The sequence below is a fragment of the Streptomyces sp. NPDC053673 genome (assembly GCF_055585225.1).
Genome location: NZ_JBVJKN010000026.1, coordinates 1 through 17,721, shown reverse-complemented (window position 1 = coordinate 17,721; position 17,721 = coordinate 1). Strand labels below are relative to the sequence as shown.

Annotated in this window: 21 protein-coding genes; 19 read left to right on the top strand and 2 right to left on the bottom strand. The window is 72.3% G+C overall.

Annotation, left to right across the window (positions count from 1 at the left end; genetic code table 11):
* The first annotated feature begins 119 nt into the window (after positions 1-119).
* The gene (locus ACZ6ZQ_RS28865; RefSeq protein WP_469771438.1) at positions 120-581 is read left to right on the top strand and encodes an anthrone oxygenase family protein; all 462 of its coding nucleotides are present in this window, start codon (positions 120-122) and stop codon (positions 579-581) included.
* A gap of 207 nt (positions 582-788) precedes the next feature.
* Here the strand turns inward: ACZ6ZQ_RS28865 and ACZ6ZQ_RS28860 are convergent, their stop codons facing one another.
* On the bottom strand, positions 789-1,370 hold the full coding sequence (locus ACZ6ZQ_RS28860) for a cupin domain-containing protein (protein ID WP_469771437.1): 582 nt from the start codon (positions 1,368-1,370) through the stop codon (positions 789-791).
* Between the two features lie 250 nt (positions 1,371-1,620).
* Between ACZ6ZQ_RS28860 and ACZ6ZQ_RS28855 the strand changes: the two genes are divergently transcribed.
* Entirely contained in the window at positions 1,621-2,139 is a 519-nt protein-coding gene (locus ACZ6ZQ_RS28855; protein ID WP_469771436.1) for a flavoprotein, read from the top strand.
* 53 nt (positions 2,140-2,192) lie between these two features.
* On the opposite strand, the gene ACZ6ZQ_RS28850 is transcribed toward ACZ6ZQ_RS28855, so the two are convergent.
* Entirely contained in the window at positions 2,193-2,396 is a 204-nt protein-coding gene (locus ACZ6ZQ_RS28850) for an acyl-CoA carboxylase epsilon subunit (protein WP_469771435.1), read from the bottom strand.
* Positions 2,397-2,828: 432 nt separating this feature from the next.
* Between ACZ6ZQ_RS28850 and ACZ6ZQ_RS28845 the strand changes: the two genes are divergently transcribed.
* The 17 genes from ACZ6ZQ_RS28845 (at position 2,829) to ACZ6ZQ_RS28765 (ending at position 17,539) form a co-directional block, all read left to right on the top strand.
* Complete coding sequence (locus ACZ6ZQ_RS28845) at positions 2,829-3,056, top strand: hypothetical protein (protein WP_469771434.1); 228 nt, start codon at positions 2,829-2,831, stop codon at positions 3,054-3,056.
* A 180-nt stretch (positions 3,057-3,236) separates the two neighbouring features.
* Complete coding sequence (locus ACZ6ZQ_RS28840) at positions 3,237-4,250, top strand: LuxR C-terminal-related transcriptional regulator (RefSeq protein ID WP_469771433.1); 1,014 nt, start codon at positions 3,237-3,239, stop codon at positions 4,248-4,250.
* A gap of 89 nt (positions 4,251-4,339) precedes the next feature.
* Positions 4,340-4,609, top strand: coding sequence for an acyl carrier protein (locus tag ACZ6ZQ_RS28835; protein WP_453668088.1), 270 nt, complete (start codon positions 4,340-4,342; stop codon positions 4,607-4,609).
* Between the two features lie 46 nt (positions 4,610-4,655).
* The gene (locus tag ACZ6ZQ_RS28830; RefSeq protein WP_469771432.1) at positions 4,656-5,918 is read left to right on the top strand and encodes a beta-ketoacyl-[acyl-carrier-protein] synthase family protein; all 1,263 of its coding nucleotides are present in this window, start codon (positions 4,656-4,658) and stop codon (positions 5,916-5,918) included.
* A 107-nt stretch (positions 5,919-6,025) separates the two neighbouring features.
* Positions 6,026-7,225, top strand: coding sequence for a beta-ketoacyl synthase N-terminal-like domain-containing protein (locus ACZ6ZQ_RS28825; protein WP_469771431.1), 1,200 nt, complete (start codon positions 6,026-6,028; stop codon positions 7,223-7,225).
* On the top strand, positions 7,222-8,331 hold the full coding sequence (locus tag ACZ6ZQ_RS28820) for a beta-ketoacyl synthase N-terminal-like domain-containing protein (protein ID WP_469771430.1): 1,110 nt from the start codon (positions 7,222-7,224) through the stop codon (positions 8,329-8,331). The genes ACZ6ZQ_RS28825 and ACZ6ZQ_RS28820 overlap by 4 nt, the downstream gene beginning before the upstream one ends.
* Positions 8,328-9,161: an alpha/beta fold hydrolase gene (locus tag ACZ6ZQ_RS28815; protein WP_469771429.1), complete on the top strand. Its 834-nt coding sequence runs from the start codon at positions 8,328-8,330 to the stop codon at positions 9,159-9,161. Before ACZ6ZQ_RS28820 ends, ACZ6ZQ_RS28815 begins: the two co-directional genes overlap by 4 nt.
* On the top strand, positions 9,158-10,132 hold the full coding sequence (locus ACZ6ZQ_RS28810) for an acyl-CoA thioesterase (protein ID WP_469771428.1): 975 nt from the start codon (positions 9,158-9,160) through the stop codon (positions 10,130-10,132). The genes ACZ6ZQ_RS28815 and ACZ6ZQ_RS28810 overlap by 4 nt, the downstream gene beginning before the upstream one ends.
* Positions 10,129-11,538, top strand: a complete 1,410-nt coding sequence (locus ACZ6ZQ_RS28805; protein ID WP_469771427.1) for a beta-ketoacyl synthase N-terminal-like domain-containing protein — start codon at positions 10,129-10,131, stop codon at positions 11,536-11,538. The genes ACZ6ZQ_RS28810 and ACZ6ZQ_RS28805 overlap by 4 nt, the downstream gene beginning before the upstream one ends.
* A 5-nt stretch (positions 11,539-11,543) precedes the next feature.
* Positions 11,544-12,560, top strand: coding sequence for a beta-ketoacyl synthase N-terminal-like domain-containing protein (locus tag ACZ6ZQ_RS28800; protein WP_469771426.1), 1,017 nt, complete (start codon positions 11,544-11,546; stop codon positions 12,558-12,560).
* Positions 12,554-13,369 (top strand): SDR family oxidoreductase, encoded by an 816-nt coding sequence (locus tag ACZ6ZQ_RS28795; protein WP_469771425.1) that lies wholly within the window; start codon positions 12,554-12,556, stop codon positions 13,367-13,369. The genes ACZ6ZQ_RS28800 and ACZ6ZQ_RS28795 overlap by 7 nt, the downstream gene beginning before the upstream one ends.
* Positions 13,370-13,459: 90 nt before the next feature.
* Positions 13,460-14,596: a beta-ketoacyl synthase N-terminal-like domain-containing protein gene (locus ACZ6ZQ_RS28790; protein ID WP_469771424.1), complete on the top strand. Its 1,137-nt coding sequence runs from the start codon at positions 13,460-13,462 to the stop codon at positions 14,594-14,596.
* Positions 14,597-14,715: 119 nt separating this feature from the next.
* On the top strand, positions 14,716-14,991 hold the full coding sequence (locus tag ACZ6ZQ_RS28785) for an acyl carrier protein (RefSeq protein WP_453666105.1): 276 nt from the start codon (positions 14,716-14,718) through the stop codon (positions 14,989-14,991).
* On the top strand, positions 14,988-15,395 hold the full coding sequence (locus tag ACZ6ZQ_RS28780; RefSeq protein ID WP_469771423.1) for an ApeI family dehydratase: 408 nt from the start codon (positions 14,988-14,990) through the stop codon (positions 15,393-15,395). Before ACZ6ZQ_RS28785 ends, ACZ6ZQ_RS28780 begins: the two co-directional genes overlap by 4 nt.
* On the top strand, positions 15,392-15,898 hold the full coding sequence (locus tag ACZ6ZQ_RS28775; protein WP_469771422.1) for a 3-hydroxyacyl-ACP dehydratase FabZ family protein: 507 nt from the start codon (positions 15,392-15,394) through the stop codon (positions 15,896-15,898). The genes ACZ6ZQ_RS28780 and ACZ6ZQ_RS28775 overlap by 4 nt, the downstream gene beginning before the upstream one ends.
* A gap of 13 nt (positions 15,899-15,911) precedes the next feature.
* Positions 15,912-16,775, top strand: a complete 864-nt coding sequence (gene fabG / locus ACZ6ZQ_RS28770; RefSeq protein WP_469771421.1) for a 3-oxoacyl-[acyl-carrier-protein] reductase — start codon at positions 15,912-15,914, stop codon at positions 16,773-16,775.
* The gene (locus tag ACZ6ZQ_RS28765; protein ID WP_469771420.1) at positions 16,772-17,539 is read left to right on the top strand and encodes a DsbA family protein; all 768 of its coding nucleotides are present in this window, start codon (positions 16,772-16,774) and stop codon (positions 17,537-17,539) included. Before fabG ends, ACZ6ZQ_RS28765 begins: the two co-directional genes overlap by 4 nt.
* Positions 17,540-17,721: the final 182 nt, after the last annotated feature.

Here is a 17,721-nt window from a genome sequence, read left to right as displayed (position 1 = left end):
CCGGTCCGCTGCTCCCCGGCCCCCGCTCCGGCCCCCGTCGTTCGCGGCCCCGCCCCTCCGCCTGCGCGGCCGCCGCAAGTGGGCTGCGTACGCCCCGCGTCCGCGTCATGATGTGCGGCATGGCCACCTTGCTGCTCGCCCTCGCCGTCATCTTCACCGGCCTGTACGCGGGCTTCATGCTGATCTTCCAGACCGCGATCATGCCCGCGCTGGCCAGGCTCTCCGACGACCAGTTCGTACCGGCCATGCGACGCATCAACGAAGAGGTGCCGCGCGCCGTGTTCCTGGTGGTCTTTCTGGCCGTCATCGCGTTCCCGGTGGCCGCCCTCGTGGTGCCCGTCGAGGGCCGTTCGGACACCCAGATGTGGCTGATCCTCGCGGGACTGGTGTGCGCCGTACTCAACCACCTGGTCACGATCGCCGGGAACATCCCGCTGAACAACGCGCTGGCCTCCTCCGAGGCCTCTCCCGACTCCGAGGTCCGTGCCGCGTTCGAGGCGAAGTGGAACCGTCTCCACCTTGTCCGGACGGTGCTCGTCCTCGCCTCGTTCGCCCTCCTCGTACGGGCCTCGCAGGCGTGACGGAAAGCCGACACTGACGGCAAGTCGACAGCTCCCAGGGGCGGGGAGCCTTGTACGGTCGTAACGGCACACGTGAGACAACGATGTCGGCTCGGACTCCGGCGCGCCCCGCCGGGCACGGCCGGGGACGGGTTGCCCCGGTCGTTCCCCCATGCCGACGGGGGCCGATCCCCCCACCCGGGGCAACCCGTCTCCTTCGGGAGCGGTTCAGCGGCCGGGCAGTCGCTCCCCGCACCGGCCGCAGTAGCGTGCGTCGGACTCCGTCGCGAGTCGCCCGCATTCCGGGCACACCCGGTCCAGCAGGCACGGGGCCTCACCGCCCTCCTGCGTCGACCCGTTGGCGTCGGCCGAGCCGTTGGCGTCCGGGGACGCCACTCCCGACCCGTTGAAGTCCTTCGCCCTGTCGACGTCAGGCGCCCCGCCGGCGCTCTTGATGACCAGCCCGGGACGCCGGCGGTGCACGCTCAGCTGGACGAGCCCCTCGGGCCCGGCGCGCATCGCCCGCCGGCTGCCGTGCGGCAGCCACACCACCGATCCCGCGGCGACCTCGTGGCGCACGCCGTCCACGTCCAACAGCCCGCTGCCCGCAGCCACATACAGGAGAACATCCAGATCCGGCTCCACGTGCTCGCCGACCCCGGCGTCCGGTGGCAGCCGCACCACGTTGGCGTCGAGCTGCCGCCCGCCTTCCGCGAGGCGCCACAAGGCCCCGCCCCGCCCGGCTGACGCATCATCGGCCAGCAGGTCGGCCAGCCGCGCGAGTACGCCCGGGCCGGAAGGAGACGCCATGCCATTCCTCCTGCGCTCAGCCCCACGCCGGATCCTCACCGGACCCCCGAAGCCACGGATGCTACTACTGCCTCAGCGCCCCCGACGGCCGTTCGGGCCGGGGTCCGTGTTCTGCCCGCCCCCTCGAAGCGGCCGCCGGGCAGCCGTTCAGCAGCCGTCAAACTGCCCTTGAGCAGCAGTCGTCAAACGGTCCGACATCATTCAAGAGGCCTCGATCAGGAGTCCGGGTTCAGGAGTTCAGGAGTTTCGCGTGAGTGAGCAGCCGGGGAAGCCGTTCCTTTACGTCATCGTGTGCGCGGCCGGGAACGCCGGCGACGTCGGCAAGCTGATCACCGCCGCCCAGGAACGTGAGTGGGATGTCGGGGTCATCGCCACCCCTCAAGGCCTCGGCTTCATCGACGCCGAAGCCGTGGCGGCCCAGACCGGCCACCCGATCCGCTCGGCCTGGCGCCGCCCCGGCGAGGCCCGTCCCTTCCCACCCGCGGACGCGATGGCGGTGGCTCCGGCCACGTTCAACACCATCAACAAGTGGGCCGCCGGGCTGGCCGACACCCTCGCCGTGGCGACGCTGTGCGAGGCGTACGGGGCGGGCGTCCCCACCGCCGTACTGCCGAGCGTGAACGCCGACCTCGCCGCCCATCCCGCGTACCGGGACAGCGTGGCCCGGTTGCGCGGGATGGGCGTACTGATGGGCGGGGACGGGCCGTTCCGCTGGGAGGAGGCACTGGAGCTGCTCGTCCCGGCGATGGCGGCCCGACGAGCCGGCTGAGCGCCTGCGGCCGCGTCGACGACCCCGTCCAGAACGACCCGGCGGCTGCGTCGTCAGTGCGCTGTCCAGTCGCCCGGGGCACGGAAGACGGACGCCGCGCGCCAGCGTGCGGTGTCTCGCGGTGGCGGACCCAGGGCGGGCCCGGGCGCGGGCTCGTTGCGTGCGCGGTGGAGCAGGACCGCGGCGAGGGCGGCGAGTTCGTCAGGGCCCGGGTCACCGCGTACGACGCGGATCAGAGGATCGGGAGTGCGGGGCATCTGGCCTCCTTGGCAGCGGATTCCGCGCCCTTCCGCGCACACGAAGGGCCCGGCCCCCATCGGGGTCCGGGCCCTTCCCGGCGTCATGTTGGCATCATGCTGCACCGCGTGACGTTCCGCGGTCCGGGCGCGAGGGGACGGCGACGGCGACGGAGCCGCGGCGAACCGTACGGGACAAGGCTCCGAAAGCACAGTCATGCGCAAAGTCGTAGTTCAGCGGCCTCTACCGTCTCTACACCCGCACGTTCACGGCGAAAGCGGCGGGGTCTCTTCCGCTGTCAGCACCTTGCCAGCGCAGGTCCCTGCCCGCATTTTCGCTGGTGAGCGAGGTGGCGCCCAGGCAAGAATTCTTTCACCGGACGGCAGGGGAGCCGGCCGGAAAGTGAAAGTGAAGCGGATTTCAACCGCCTAGGGGGCGCTAGTTCCATGCGAATGAACCTGCTGCGTACCATTGCCGTCACGGTCGGCTTCATTGCCGCGGGCATATACGGGGTGGCGGCCGGGGGGCCCGCCGTCGCGGGCGACCCGATCTGGGACATCGTCTCGATGGACGCCGCTCAGGCCGACCCGATCTGGGATTCGATTCCGGACATTCTTTCGGAGGACCCGATCTGGGGCTCCCGTCCGACCGGTGCGCCTTTCGACCCGATCTGGTACTGATCGCTCCTCGGTTCGCGCATTGCGAGATGGCTGAAAAGGGCCCGCCCCAGCTGGGGCGGGCCCTTCGCGTGCCACGGGTTCGCACATCTGATCGTTGCCATCCAGGATCGAACTGCACATAATGCCCCGACGGATTTCTGTGCAGTGGTGGGTGCACAGTGGGGGCGAGGGGGGCGCATCATGCTGGAACCGCTGGGACTGGGGGCCCATACGGCGGAGGTCTACCGCGCAATGCTGCGGTGGCCGGATTCCGGCGTGGACGATCTGGTGAGCATTCTGGACTGGCCGGCCGAGCGGGTCCGTTCTGCACTTGACGAGTGCGCGAGGCTCTCACTCATCAAACCGTCGTGGGAGGAGCCGGGCAGATTCCGGGCGGTGAGTCCCGAGGTCGGGCTCCAGGCGCTGCTGGTACGCCGTGAAGGTGAAGTCCTGGAGAACCAGCGAAGAATTTCGGAGTCCAGAGTCGAAGTGGCTCGGTTCATCGATGAGTACGACGCGGCGCAGCAAAAGCTGCGCCGTTTCGTTGTGGAACGGCTGGACGGAATTGACGACATCCGTTCCCGTATCGAGGAATTCACTCAGGACTGCAAGTCCGAACTGCTCACCTTCGCGTCCGGAGGGCGGCAGTCCGAAAGCAGCCGCCGGGCGAGCCGGCCCCTGTGCGAAGCACTCGCGGCACGTGGCGTGGTGATGCGCAGCGTCTATCTGGACAGCGTGTACAACGACCCGGGTTCGGTGGACCATCTGCGCTGGCTGGTCCGCCACGGCGACCAGGTGCGTACCACCGCGTCACTGCCCTCCCGGATGCTGGTCTTCGACCGTACGCACGCCGTGCTGCCGATCGACCCCGACGCCTCGGCCGCCGGAGCCCTCGTCCTGCGCGGCCAGGGCCTGATCGCCAGCCTCAGCGCGCTCTTCGAGCGGGTGTGGGAAAGCGCCATCCCGTTCAGCGGCGGCCGGCCGCAGCCGCGCGAGTCGGGGGCCGAGGAGCTCTCCGCGCAGGAACAGGCCGTGCTCAGACTGCTGGGCGAGGGCCTCACCGACGAGGTCGTGGCGCGCAAGCTGGGTGTCTCGGTGCGCACCGGTCGCCGCATCACCGCCGAACTCATGGGGCGGCTCGGTGCCCGCAGCCGCTTCCAGGCGGGCATGCGGGCGGCCCAACTCGGCTGGCTGGCCGGATCCGAGACCGTATAGGCCGGATATAGCCAGCAGATCCAGTCTCGACCCAACGAACGGATGGCGGAGTCACCGGACTCCGGATACCGATCCCTCTTGGAGTCGAGATGACCAACGTGGACCTGACGACCGCCCTTGACGCTGCCCGCAAGCAGGAGATCAAGGAAATCGTCTGCGACATTCTCGAGATCGACGAGGACGAGGTCACCGAGACCAGCCTCTTCAAGGAGGAGCACGACGCGGACTCGCTCCGCGCCATCGAGATCCTCGCCGCGCTGGAGCGCACACAGAACGTGACCATCGACCAGGCCGAACTGAGCCGGATGGTCAACCTGGAGGGCGTGTACGCCGTGGTCGCCGAAGCCGCCAAGAACTGACCAGTCGTTCCGACCGTCGGATGGGTGAGCTTCGATGAACACAGACATGCCAGGTCAGAGCGGGGCCCCGGACCCGCGCCCCGGCGACAGCGGCCGCCGGGTGGTGATCACCGGGCTCGGGGTGGTGACCAGCATCGGCATCGGTGTCGAGGCCTTCACCGCCGGACTCCGGGAAGGACTCGGCGGCGTCAAGCCGATCACCGCGTTCGACACGACCGGATTCGCCCACGCCAACGGCTGCGAGGTCACCGACTTCGAGCCGGAGCGCTGGATTCTGCGTCAGGACCCGGAAGACCTGGGCCGCGCGAGCCAGTTCTCGGTGGCGGCGGCCCGGATGGCGGTCGCGGACGCCGGTCTCACCGTCGAGGACGTGCGGGCCCGCCGTTCCCTGGTGTCCGTGGGCACCACGGACGGCGAATCCCGCGATCTCGACCAGCTGGTCGCCGCCGGGCTGGAGGACGGACCCGGGCAGTACGACCACGCCGTCGCCCGGCGTATCCCGGCCGGCCGGCTCTCCGCGGGCATCGTCCGCGAACTGGAGCTGGAGGACGTCGAGGCCGTGACCATCCCGACCGCCTGCGCGGCCGGCAACTACGCGGTCGGGTACGGCTACGACGCCCTGCGCAGCGGTGATGTCGACATCGCGCTGTGCGGTGGCGCGGACGCCCTGTGCCGCAAGACCTTCACCGGCTTCTACCGGCTCGGCACCATCGCTCCCGAGGTGTGCCGGCCGTTCGACAAGGACCGCGAGGGCATCCTCACCGGCGAGGGCGCGGGCATCCTGCTGATGGAGAGCCTGGACTCGGCGCTCGCCCGCGGCGCACGGATCTATGCGGAAGTGCTCGGCTACGGGCTCGCCTGCGACGCCCTGCACCCGGTCGCCCCGGACCGCGACAGCATCGCCCGCACCATCCGCATCGCCCACCGCAATGCGGGAATCACCCCGGACCAGGTCGACTTCGTCTCCGCGCACGGCACCGGCACCAAGGCCAACGACATCACCGAGGCGGGCGCCATCCGCCAGGTGTTCGGCGAGGACGCCATGCCCCGCACGGTCTCCATCAAGTCGATGATCGGCCACAGCATGGGGGCGGCCAGCGCGGTCGCCGCCGCGGCCTGCGCGCTCGCCATCACCGAGGGGTTCATCCCGCCGACCGTCAACCACCGGGAGACCGACCCGGAGTGCGGGGTCGACTGTGTGCCCAACGAGGCGGTGGCGGCGGACCTCGACATCGTGCAGAACAACGCACTCGCCTTCGGCGGCAACAACGCCGTCCTGATCCTCGGCAGATACCGGAGCGCGGCATGAACGGCGTGAACGGGATCACGGGTGCTGGGAGTACGGGAAGTACCGGGAGTTCCGGGAGTTCCGGGAGTACGGACGGGGCACGCGGCACGGGCTGGATCGTGACCGGCATGGGCGCCGTCGCCAGCATCGGCGACAGCGTCGAGGAGATCTTCACCTCGCTCACCGAAGGCCGTAGCGGACTGGCCGAGCTGCGCGGCTACGACCGCAGCAAGTTCCGGGCGAGCGTCGCGTACGAGATCGACGACCGCCCCGCGCCCGGCACGGACGTACCGCTCCGCGCCACCCGCTGGCTGGAACGGGCCGTCGCGGCCGCCGCCGCCGACGCCGGCCTCGGCGACGACCTGTCCGCGGTACCGGTGCTGATCGGTACCACCCTGCGCGAACTGCGTTCCGTGGAGCTCTCCTGGCGCGACGGAATCCCCTTCGACGCCCGCGATCTGCACTTCGGGACCATGCTCAGGCGCCGCTTCGGCGCCGCGGACTCGCACACCGTCGCCAACGCCTGCTCGGCCTCCCTCTACGCCCTCGCGCTCGGTACGGACCTGCTCGACCTCGGGGTCGCCGACACCGTCGTCGTCGCCGGCGTCGACACCATCACCGAGAGCACCTACGGACTCCTGGACCGCTGCTACCCCGAGGCACCCGACCGCGTCAGGCCCTTCGACCGGGCACGCCGCGGCATGCTCCAGGGGGAGGGCGCCGTCGCCGTCGTGCTGCGCCGGGAGGACGACGGGCCAAGGCCGGCGGCCCGGGTGCACGCCCGGGTGCGCGGTGTCGCCGTCAACTGCGACGCCCACCATCCATCGGCGCCCGAGGCGAAGAACATCGCCGCGGCCGTCCACGAGGCGCACCGGCGGGCCGGCGTACAGCCCGCCGACATCGACCTGGTCATGCTGCACGGCACCGGTACGCCGCTGAACGACGAGGCCGAATCGGCCGCGCTGGGTGCGGTGTTCGCGGGGCTGGACCCGTCCCCGTACATGACCGCGATCAAGTCGATGACCGGGCACACGGCGGGAGCCTCCGGACTGCACAGCCTGGTCGCCGCGGTGGACGCGATGCGCACGGGGACCGTGCCGCCGACCGTGTACCTCGACGATCCCGTGGACGCGGTCGCCGGGTTCCGGCTGGTACGAGGCGAGGCCGAGCGGCCCTCCGCACCGCTGCGGCTGGCCCAGATCGACTCCTTCGGCTTCGGCGGGCTCAACGCCGTCGCCGTGGTCGAGAGATACGAGGACACCGGCAGATACGAGGACACCGGCGCCGACCGTGGCGTCGCCGATTCCGGAGGAGGCACACCCCGGTGACCGCCGCAGATTCGGCCCACGCCGTCGTCGTCACCGGACTCGGTGTCGCCGTCCGCGGCCTGGAGCGCCCCGAGGACCTGCTGGGCCCGCTGCCCGCCGGCCGCGCCGCAGCACCGGACCCCGTGTCCCGGCTCACCGGGCGAGGCCTGCGCTACAAGGACCGGGCCACCAAGCTCGCGATGGTCGCGGCCCGCGACGCGCTGGAGGCGTCAGGACTGGTGGACGCGGCCGGGGGACCGACCGTTCCGGGGGCCGGCGTCGGCGTCGTCGTCAGCACCAACTACGGCAACGCGGACACGGTCTGCGACACCGTGCGGACCATCGCCGACCACACGTACCTGGGTACCAGCCCGATGCTGCTGCCCGCCACGTCCAGCAATGTCACCGCGTCCTGGGTCGCCATCACCCATGGGCTGCGCGGAGCCAACCTGACCCTGTGCAACGGCCCCACCTCCGGGCTGGACGCCGTCCACTGGGCCAGGCTGCTCATCGCGGCGGGCCGGGTCGAACGGGTCCTCGTCGTGGGGACCGAGCCGGACAACCCCGCCGTACGGCACATCACGGGTTTCGCCGAAGCGGCCGCGGAGGCGGCTGCGGAAGCGGCCGGGGACTGCGGTGCCCCGGGGGCCCCCGGGCCCTTCGACGGAGCGGCGGCGCTCGTCATCGAGTCCGCCGCCTCCGCCGGGACCCGGGGCGCCCGAGCTCTGGCCGGCATCGGCCCGTACGCCCGCAGGGGCCGACAGGCCGATGCCGTGTCGGAGGTACGGACCCGGCAGCCGGGGCCGATCGGCCTCTGGTGCGTACCGGAACACCGGGACGGCGCCCCGGCGACGGGGGTGCCCGCCCCTTCGCCCGACGCCGGCCACGTCCGGGACACCACGGTCCACGACCTCTCCGCGCTGCTGGGCCCGTCCTCGGGAGCGCTCGGTGTCCTCCAGTGCGTCGCCGCGACCGCGTGGCTGACGAGGGAGCGGGACCCGGCGGCGGACCCCGACCCCGTACTCGTCAACGCGGGCACCGGAGACGCCGGAGGGGACGACGCGAGCGCCGCTCTTGTGCTGACCGTCCCGGCCGCGGACCGCATCCCGACGGGCAGCCGCCGATGAGCCCGCGCGAGCCACGGCCCGTCGTACGGCTGCGCCGCAGCGCCCGGGGCGGCGCGGCGCCCGTACGGCTCCTCGCCCTGCACGGGCTGGCCGGCAGCAGCACCGTATGGCGCGGCTACGAGCAGCTGGCCCTCGACGACATCGAGTTCTGGGAGGCCGAACTGCCCTGGGGTGCCACCGGCGACAGGAACTGGAGTCACCACGACGACCCCGCGGACCACATCGAACGAGCTCTGGACGCCTTGCCCGGAGGGGCGGACGCCGTCGTCGCCCACTCCTTCGCTGCCGGAGCCACCCTCGAAGCCCTGGCCCGCCGGCGCGGGCACCGCGCGCCCCCCGGGCGCAACGACCCCTCGGCCGCGGTGATCGTCGCACCCTTCCACCGGCGCTCCGCCGACGACTTCGGCTGGGACGACGCGACGTACTACCTGAACGGCTTCCACCGCATCCTCGAAGAGGGACTGCGGGTCGGCTCCGAGGGGCGACTCGGCGAGGAGCTGCGCCGGGACATGGCGCTACGGGTCCGCGACCGGGTCGGCCCCTACGGCTGGCAGCAGTTCTTCGGCGCCTATCTGCGCAGCCCCTTCCTGGACGTCGACGCGCTGGACCTGCCAGTGCTCGTCGTGGCCGGCGAGGACGACTTCGCCGCGCCGCCCGGCGACGCCCGGGCACTCGCCGCGGCCCTGCCCCACGGCCGTCTCGAACTCTTCGACGACTGCGGTCACTTCGCCATGGCGGAGCAGCCGCAGCGCTTCGCGGACGCCGTGCACCGGCTGCTCCGCGCGTGCTTCCCGTCCCTGCCCCATCCCTACGTACCGGAGTTGACGTGACCACGAACATCGCCGACGCCGAGGCCGCCGTCCGCGCCCTCCAGCAGCCCAGCACCCTTCAGATCCGCCCCCGCTACGAGGGTTCCAACATCTGCACCTGGATCGGCTTCAAGCACGTCAACTACCTCGTCGAGGAAGCCGTCCTGCAGCACCTGCGGCAGGCCGGGCTCGCCCCGGGCACGATCTACGAGGTCCACGGCCTGTGCACGGACATCGTCGACATCGACACCCGCATCCTGCACGCCTTCCACATCGACGACACCGCGACCGCGCACGTCCGGCCGCACCGCAAGGCCAAGGACGGTGAGCTGCTGTTCGCCGTCGAGCTCCAGGTGGAGCGCGAGACGGTGCTGAAGGCGGTCACCTCGACCGTACGGGTGCAGCTGCGCCACGACCCGCGCGGTGGCGGCGACGAGCCGGTCCCGGCCGCCCTGCGCCCGTACACCGTGGAGCGACTGGCCGCCGGGCCCGGCTGGACGCCGGAGCCGGCCGAGGCGGACCCCGCCGCGGACGACCTGGTCAAGGAGCTGACCGCCGGACGCAACGCGTACGCCTGGAAGTTCCGCATCCCGTACTGGTACTGCCACTTCACCGAGCGGATCCAGATGTCCGGCTATCTGCGTCTGATGGAGGAGGCCAAGGACCGGCTCGTCGCCGACCGCGGCGTCTCCATCAAGACCCTGCTCGACGAGCAGAACTGGATCCCGGTCGTCCCGCACTCCCGGATCACGGTGCTCGACGAGGCCCGGATGGAGGAGGACCTGTACATCGTCCTGACCGTCGAGGACGTCTTCAAGGGCTTCACCTACACCTCGCGCATGGACACCTATGTCGTACGCGACGGCGAACTGATCCAGACCTCCACCGGCCGGATCACCCACGGCTATGCGGTCATCGAGAACCGCCGTGACTGGAGCCTGGTGCCGTTCGACGACCGGATGAACGCCGCGCTGGAGGGCCGGGCGGCATGAACCACGAGGTCGTGGTCACCGGGGTCGGCGCCGTCACCTGCCACGGTGCCGGCGCGGACACACTGTGGCGGGCCATGACGGCGGCCGGAACCCGTCTGCCGGACCGGCCGGCGGACCCGCTCGCCCGGATGGACCTGCCACTGATCAGCCTGGTGCCCGACCCCGACCTGGCGGCGGACCGGGCGACCCGGTTCGCCGCCACCGCCGCCGCGGAGGCGCTGGACGACGCGGGCTTCGATACCGCGTCGCTCGCCGCCGCCCGTACGGCTGTGGTGATCGGCAGCTGCATGGGCGAGCCCGGCCCCAACGAGCGCGGCCGCGGCGGCGCGGGACGGGCCGGTACGGACCCCGACTGGACACCCCCGTTCCGGCTCGCCACCGAACTCGCCGCCGGACTGGGCCTGTTCGGTGCCGTCCACGACATCGGCAACGCGTGCGCGGCCGGGGCCTACGCCCTGGGTATGGCCGCGGACCTCGTACGGTCCGGAGAGGCGGACGTGGTACTGGCCGGCGGCTCCGACGCGTACTCACGGGTCGCCCTCGGCTGCTTCAACCGGCTCGGCGCCGTCGACCACGAGCGCTGCCGGCCCTTCGAGTCCGACCGGGCCGGCACGGTGTTCGCCGAAGGCGCCGGGATCCTCGTCGTCGAGTCCGCCGCGCACGCGCGGTCCCGCGGCGCGGACACCGGGCTGCGGCTGAGCGGCACTGCCTGGAGCTGCGACGCCGGTCATCCGACGGCGCCGCAGGCGGACGGCGTGCAGATCGTCCGCGCGATGCGCGAGGCGATCGACGGCGACCGGGGCAGCACGAGCGGCCCGGGCGGTCAGGACGGCCGTGGCGGTCAGGCAGGTCAGGACGGCTCGGGCGGTCCGGGTGATCCGCGTGGCGTCGCCGGCGGCCCGCACCGAATCGGTGCCGTCGTACCGCACGGCACGGGCACCCGCCTCAATGACGTGCTGGAGAGCGCCGCGCTGTACGAAGCACTGGGGGAGTACGCCCCCGACGTGCCGCTCTACAGCCTCAAGGCGCTCCTCGGCCACGCGGGCGGAGCGTCCGCCGCCCTCGGCGCGGTCGCCGCCGCGCTGATCCTGCGGCACGGGTCGGTGCCCCCGAACGTGCCGCTGAAGGACCAGGACCCCGAGTGCCGGGTGCTGCTGCCCCAGGGCGCGCCGGTCCCGCTCGCGCCGGACGCGCGACGGGTCCTGGTCAATGCCTACGGCTTCGGGGGAAACAACGCGTCGCTGGTGCTGGAAGCGGCGACCGCGGCAGAGACAGCACCGGCGGACCGGGCCGCCGACGGTGCCCGGACCACCGACGCCGGGACGGCGGACGCGGCATGCGCCGCCGACCGCACCGCCGGCCCGGACCACGCCCACCACACTCCCTCAGGAGGTGACCTCCCGTGAACGCCATGAGCGGTACCGAACTCGCCGTGACCGGCGTCGGAGTGGTCTCGCCCTGGGGCGACACCCCGCAGTCCGCGGCGCCGTCGCCGCGCGGCGACGACTGGTTCGACACCCGGGAACGGCTCGGCCCCCGCGGCTACAAGTACCTGCCGGCCGCCGCGCAGTACGCCCTCGCCGCGGCCCGCGGCGCCCTGGCCGACGGCGGCAGCCCGGACGCGGTCCCCGCCGACCGGCGCGGTCTGCTCCTCGCCACCAACGCCGGTCTCGCCGGCCTCTTCGACACGATGGACGCCACCGTCACGGAGACCGGAGCCGACGCCCTCTCCCCGGCCACGGCCCCGTACTTCGCCGTCAACGTGCTGGGCAACCGGCTCGCCGCGGAACTCGGCCTGAAGGGCTTCGCCCTGACCGTCGCGTCCCCCCGCACCGCTGCCGTCGACGCACTCGCCGTGGGCGCCCGCGCCCTGGCCTCGGCCCGGTGCGACACGCTCGTCCTCGCCGCGACGGAGGCCCCGCTGCCGGGCACCCACGGCGACGCGGCCGGCGAACAGGGCGGGGTGGCCCTCACCCTGGAGCCTCCGGCAGCGGCCCGCCGCCGGGGCGCCCGGACCCACGCGGTGATCCGCGCCCGGTCCGTCTTCGTACCGCCGAGGGCCCTGCGCACCCCGGAAGGCCGCACCCGCGCGGACGCGGCCCTGTCCGCCGCCCTGGCCGCCCTTCTCGCCGCGCCGGCCCCCGGACCCGAACAGCCCCTCGCCGTCAGGCTCCTGCTCGACGGGTCCGGCGTCGCCGACGCCGCCGCCCACGCCGTGGCCGCGGTCCACGGGCCGCTGACCGAAGCCGCCGCCGAGGCCCCCGGACCGTACGGCAGCGGGCACACCGGCTGCCTCGGACCCGCCATCGAAGTCGCACGGGCCGTCACGGCGGGCGGCGGGGGCACCCTCGTCGTCACCGCCACCGGAGCCGGGCACATCGCCCTCGTCCTCGTCTCGCCCCACCACACACAGGAGTCCGCATGCTGACGTCACTCAAGGGGAGCTGGTGCCTGGTCCTCGGGGCGTCCAGCGGCATCGGGGCGGCCATCGCTCGTGGCCTCGCCCAGCAGGGCGTGCACATCATCGGCGTGCACTTCGACACGGCCTCCCGCTCCGAGGAGATCGCCGCGCTTGTCGACGACATCCGCGGATCGGGTGTCGAGGCCCGGTTCTTCAACGTCAACGCTGCCTCCCGCGCCACCCGCGACCGGCTCGTACCGGAGATCGCCGAGCTGACCGGGCCGGCCGGCGGCATCCGGATCCTGGTGCACTCCCTGGCCTTCGGCACTCTCGTGCCCTTCCTGCCGAGGGACGGCTGGGACAAGCAGCTCAGCGGCAAGCAGCTGGAGATGACGCTCGACGTCATGGCCCACAGCCTCGTCTACTGGACCCAGGACCTCGACTCCGCGGGACTGCTGCGCAGCGGCTCCAAGGTGTACGCGATGACCAGCGCGGGCGTCGTCCAGGCACTGCCCAGCTACGGTGCCGTCTCCGCCGCCAAGAGCGCGCTGGAGTCGCACGTACGGCAGCTGGCCTGCGAACTGGCCCCGCGAGGAGTCGCCGTCAACGCCCTGCGCGCCGGAGTGACCGTCACGCCCGCGCTGCAGCGCATTCCCGAGCACGCCGGATACGTCGCGCGCGCCTCGGAGAACAATCCGCACGGCCGGCTCACCCGCCCCGAGGACGTCGCCGAGGCCGTCGCTCTGCTGTCCCGCACCGACTCGTCCTGGCTGACCGGCAACACGATCGGCGTCGACGGCGCCGAACTGCACGCGGCCGCCGGGGCCTGGGGCTGATCAGCCCGCACGCCGCGGCCCGGAACCGACAGGCCCGCACAACGCCACCGCCGTACGCACTTCCCCCTCCACCGACAGGAGCAGAAACCGATGAGTGTCAGTCGTGCCACCGGGGCGGACCCGGACACCCTGGTCGTCTCCGGCTGGTCGGCGGCCTCGCCGTACGGACTGGGCGCGGACGCCTTCGCCGCCGGCGTGCGGGAGAACCGCGACGCCGTGGCCCCGGCGCCCGCCGCCGCGGAGAACCGGGCGGCGGTGGACCTCGGACCGTACGAACGGGCCGGACTGCTCCCGGACTTCGACATCAGGGAGGTCCTGGGACGCAAGGGCACGCGTGCCATGGACCGGGCCACCGCCATCGCCGTCGCCACCGTCGGGATGCTGCTGGCGGAGGCGGGTCCCGGGCTCGCCTCCGACAGCCCGGAGAGCGTCGGCATGGTCCTGGGCACAGGGCACGGCAGTGTCCAGAGCATCATGGACTTCACCCGGGACTCCCTCACCGGCGAGAAACCGTTCCATGTGGACCCGGCGCACTTCCCCAACACGGTGATGAACCGCGCCGCCGGGCAGAGCGCCATCTGGCACACCCTCAGAGGTCCCAACACCACCGTCGCCGGCGGCGCGCTGACCGGGCTGCTCACCCTCAACTACGCGGCCCGGCTGCTGCGGCAGGGCCACTGCGAGGCCGTGCTGTGCGGCGCCGTAGAGGAGTTCTCCACCGAGCGTGCCTGGCTCGAGTACCGGGCCAGGACGGGCAGTGCCCACCGGCAGCCCGCGGGGCCGCTCGGCGAGGGCTGCGCACTGTTCCTGCTGGAGCCGCTCGGCCGGGCCCGTACCCATGGCCGCACCGCCCACGCGGCGCTGCTCTCCTCCCGCTTCATCGCGTTCCACGACCCGGAGGACGCGCGGCGCGCCGTCACCCGGGCCGTCACCGAGGCGCTCAAGGACGCCTCCGTACAGCCCGACGAGGTCGCCCTGCTGGTGCCGTCCGACACCGGCGGCCCGCTCGGCGCCCGCGAGGACGCCGCGCTCGCCGATGTCTTCGGCGAGACCAGCCCGCCCCGGCTGCGGCTGCGCCGGCTGATCGGCGACGCCTCCGCGGCGTCCGCCTCGCTCCAGCTGGCCGCCGCGCTCGCCCTGCCCGGCGACGCCGGGCCGGTGCTCGTCACCTCCGTCGACCCGGACGGTCAGACCGGCGCCGTCGTACTGCGCACGGGCACACCGTGATCAGCGCCGCCCACCGAAGGTTCCGGCTGCGCCGGCTTCTCGTCCGCTCGGTTCGCTCGGTCCGCTCGGTTCGCCACTACTCGTACAGCCATCACCACCCGGAAGGACCCGTGTTCACCATGTCCGACACCCACATCGCCCCCGCCGCGACCACCCTCGACAAGGAGCAGCTGCGCGACCTGGTCGCCGAGGTACTCGACCTCGACGTCGCCGAGGTCACCGACACGGCCCACTTCATGGACGACCTCGACGTCGACTCCCTGATGGCCCTGGAGATCACCGTCCGGCTGGAGAAGGAGTACGGGGTCCGGCTCGCCGAGGCCGAGCTGACCTCGATCACCTCGCTCGGTGCGACGTACGACCTGCTGGCGCAGAAGCTGGCGGAGTCCCGGTGAGCGCCGCCACCCCGCTCGGGCCCACGGAACTGGTCCGCAGCGGGCCCGAAGGCGCGGCGACGGTCTTCGACGTGTTCCCGGAGGACCCGGTGCTCGCCGGGCACTATCCGGGCTTCAGCGTGCTGCCCGGCGTCTATCTGATCGAGGCCGTGGACCGCACCGTGCGGGAGTGGGCCGGAACGTCCGCCGAGGTGGAACTCGCCGCGATGGACCGCTGCCGCTTCCACCGGCCCGTCCATCCCGGGGACCGCGTCTTCACCGACGTCACCGTGGGGCCGTCGGCCGACGGGGCCGGGCTGCTGTGCCGCGCGGCCGTCGGCACCAACCGCGGCAAGGTCGCCGACATCAGCCTGCGCTACCGCCACAAGGACACCGAAGAGACCCAGGAGACCGATTCCCCGTGACCAGAGTCTTCGGAGTGGACCGGATCAAGAGCACGATTCCGCACCGCGGCGAGATCCTCCTCGTGGACCGCGTCGCCGACGTGCGGCCGGGCGAGAGCCTGACCGCGTACAAGGCGGTCTCCGGCAACGAGCCCTGCTACGCACCGCTCGGCCAGGACGCCGCACCGGGCGACTACGCCTACCCCGTATCGCTCGTCATCGAGTCCTGGGCCCAGGCCGCGGTGGTGCTGTCCGTCTGGGAGAGCCCCAACCCGGACGTGCTGGCCGGAAAGGTCGAACTCGCGGGGTCCATCAACGAGGTGACGATGGGCGACCGCGCCTACCCCGGGGATGTGCTCGAACACCGGGTGCGGCTGGTCAAGTCCGTCGGCGAGACCGCGGTGCTGGCCGGTGAGACGTTCGTCGGCGGCCGGGAGGCCCTGAAGGTCGGCAGCTTCGTCGTGGCGCTGCGCGATGTCACCGAGCTGCTGCCCGCGCCGGACCGTGCCCTGCTGAGCGTGTGAGGAGAGAGACCCCATGTCCGCACAGGACACACAGTCCGGACAGAACCCGCAGTCCGGACAGAACCCGCAGTCCGGACCGGCCCCGCAGTCCGGACAGAACCCGCAGTCCGGACCGGCCCCGCAGTCCGGACAGAACGCACAGAGCGCCAAGGTCGCGCTCGTCACCGGTGGTTCACGAGGCATCGGCCGCGCAGTCGTCGAGCGGCTGGCCCGCGACGGCTACGACATCGGCTTCTGCTACCGCTCCGACGAGCAGGCGGCGGCCCTGACCGCGAAGGAGGTCCGGGAGCTGGGCCGCAAGGTCCTCGCCCGCCGCGTCGACGTCACGGACCGTACGCAGATACGGGAGTTCGTCACCGCCGCCGAGGACGAACTCGGCCCGGCGACGGCCGCCGTGACCTCGGCCGGGATCACGCGGGACAGCCCGCTGGTGCTGATGCCCGACGACGACTGGGACGCGGTGCTGCGCACCAATCTGGACGGCACCTACAACCTGTGCCGCGCGGTCGCCTTCCCGATGGTCAAGCGGGGCGGCGGCTCTGTCGTGACGATCTCCTCCATCGCCGGAGTGGCCGGAAACGCGGGCCAGACCAACTACTCCGCCTCCAAGTCCGGGATCATCGGCTTCACCCGGGCCCTGGCCAAGGAGGCGGGACGGCACGGCCTCCGTGCCAACGTCGTCGCGCCCGGCTTCATCGACACCGACATGACGTCCGTCCTGCCGGAGAAGGTCTCCAAGGACATGCTGCGGCGCATCCCGCTGAAGCGCTTCGGCCGACCCGAGGACGTCGCGTCGATGGTGGCCTTCCTGGTCTCGCCCGAGGCCTCGTACGTCACCGGGCAGGTGTTCCAGGTGGACGGCGGAATCGCGCTGTGACCGCGCAGGCAGGAGCCCGGAAGGCGCGGCGTACGAGACGACCGCCGCGCTTCTACTTCTCGCTGCGCAGTCCGTACTCGTGGCTCGCCTACCGGGACCTGCTCGACTGCCATCCGCGCACCGCGGCAGCCGTCGAGTGGGTGCCCTTCTTCGAACCGGACGAGCTGAGCCGCAAACTCCTCGCGGAGGCGGGCGGAGCCTTCCCCTACACGCCGATGTCGGCCGCGAAGCACCGCTACATCCTCCAGGACGTACGGCGGCTGGCCGCCGGCCGCGGGCTCGACTTCAGCTGGCCGGTGGACCGGGACCCGGTGTGGGAAGTGCCGCACCTCGGCTATCTGGCCGCCGAACGGCACGGCCGGGGGCCCGGCTACATCGCGCTCGCGGCCCGCGCCCGCTGGGAGCTCGGCCAGGACATCTGCGACCCGTCGGTGATCGCCGGCTTCGGGCCCGAACTGGGCCTGGACGGCACGGAGCTGGCGGCCGCGGCCGACGATCCGGAGCTGCGCGAGGCCGGGGTTCGGGTGCTCCTCGACATCCAGCGCGACGGGGTCTTCGGAGTGCCCTTCTTCGTCGACCACTTCGACAAGTACTGGGGCCTGGACCGGCTCGCGGACTTCGCCGCGGCGCTGGAGGCGAGGGCCGCGGGACCGGAGGGTGCCTCGCGGCCCGCCGGGCCCGCCGAGGACCCCGCGGGCCAGGATGCCCCCCTCACCCCGCCCGCCCTGTCCGTCGACGACGGACACGCGGGCGGCTGCGGCTGAACCCCCTCCAGCCGCACCGGGGAGTGTCTTCGAAGCAGCGTCGGGCGCCCGAAGAGCCGCCGGGCGGACGGGACTTCGAGGACACGGCCTAGTCTTCTGAGTCGGGAATTCTGTTCAGATAGGTGGCGAGGCGTTCGAGGATCTCGTCTGCGGTCTTGGTCCAGACGTAGGGCTTGGGGTCG

Bases quoted from the DNA above. Each gene is read 5' to 3' on its own strand.
- ACZ6ZQ_RS28865 (WP_469771438.1), top strand. From the start codon at position 120: ATGGCCACCTTGCTGCTCGCCCTCGCCGTCATCTTCACCGGCCTGTAC.
- ACZ6ZQ_RS28860 (WP_469771437.1), bottom strand. From the start codon at position 1,370: ATGGCGTCTCCTTCCGGCCCGGGCGTACTCGCGCGGCTGGCCGACCTG.
- ACZ6ZQ_RS28850 (WP_469771435.1), bottom strand. From the start codon at position 2,396: ATGCCCCGCACTCCCGATCCTCTGATCCGCGTCGTACGCGGTGACCCG.
- ACZ6ZQ_RS28845 (WP_469771434.1), top strand. From the start codon at position 2,829: ATGAACCTGCTGCGTACCATTGCCGTCACGGTCGGCTTCATTGCCGCG.
- ACZ6ZQ_RS28840 (WP_469771433.1), top strand. From the start codon at position 3,237: ATGCTGGAACCGCTGGGACTGGGGGCCCATACGGCGGAGGTCTACCGC.
- ACZ6ZQ_RS28835 (WP_453668088.1), top strand. From the start codon at position 4,340: ATGACCAACGTGGACCTGACGACCGCCCTTGACGCTGCCCGCAAGCAG.
- ACZ6ZQ_RS28830 (WP_469771432.1), top strand. From the start codon at position 4,656: ATGCCAGGTCAGAGCGGGGCCCCGGACCCGCGCCCCGGCGACAGCGGC.
- ACZ6ZQ_RS28825 (WP_469771431.1), top strand. From the start codon at position 6,026: ATGGGCGCCGTCGCCAGCATCGGCGACAGCGTCGAGGAGATCTTCACC.
- ACZ6ZQ_RS28815 (WP_469771429.1), top strand. From the start codon at position 8,328: ATGAGCCCGCGCGAGCCACGGCCCGTCGTACGGCTGCGCCGCAGCGCC.
- ACZ6ZQ_RS28805 (WP_469771427.1), top strand. From the start codon at position 10,129: ATGAACCACGAGGTCGTGGTCACCGGGGTCGGCGCCGTCACCTGCCAC.
- ACZ6ZQ_RS28800 (WP_469771426.1), top strand. From the start codon at position 11,544: ATGAGCGGTACCGAACTCGCCGTGACCGGCGTCGGAGTGGTCTCGCCC.
- ACZ6ZQ_RS28795 (WP_469771425.1), top strand. From the start codon at position 12,554: ATGCTGACGTCACTCAAGGGGAGCTGGTGCCTGGTCCTCGGGGCGTCC.
- ACZ6ZQ_RS28790 (WP_469771424.1), top strand. From the start codon at position 13,460: ATGAGTGTCAGTCGTGCCACCGGGGCGGACCCGGACACCCTGGTCGTC.
- ACZ6ZQ_RS28785 (WP_453666105.1), top strand. From the start codon at position 14,716: ATGTCCGACACCCACATCGCCCCCGCCGCGACCACCCTCGACAAGGAG.
- fabG (WP_469771421.1), top strand. From the start codon at position 15,912: ATGTCCGCACAGGACACACAGTCCGGACAGAACCCGCAGTCCGGACAG.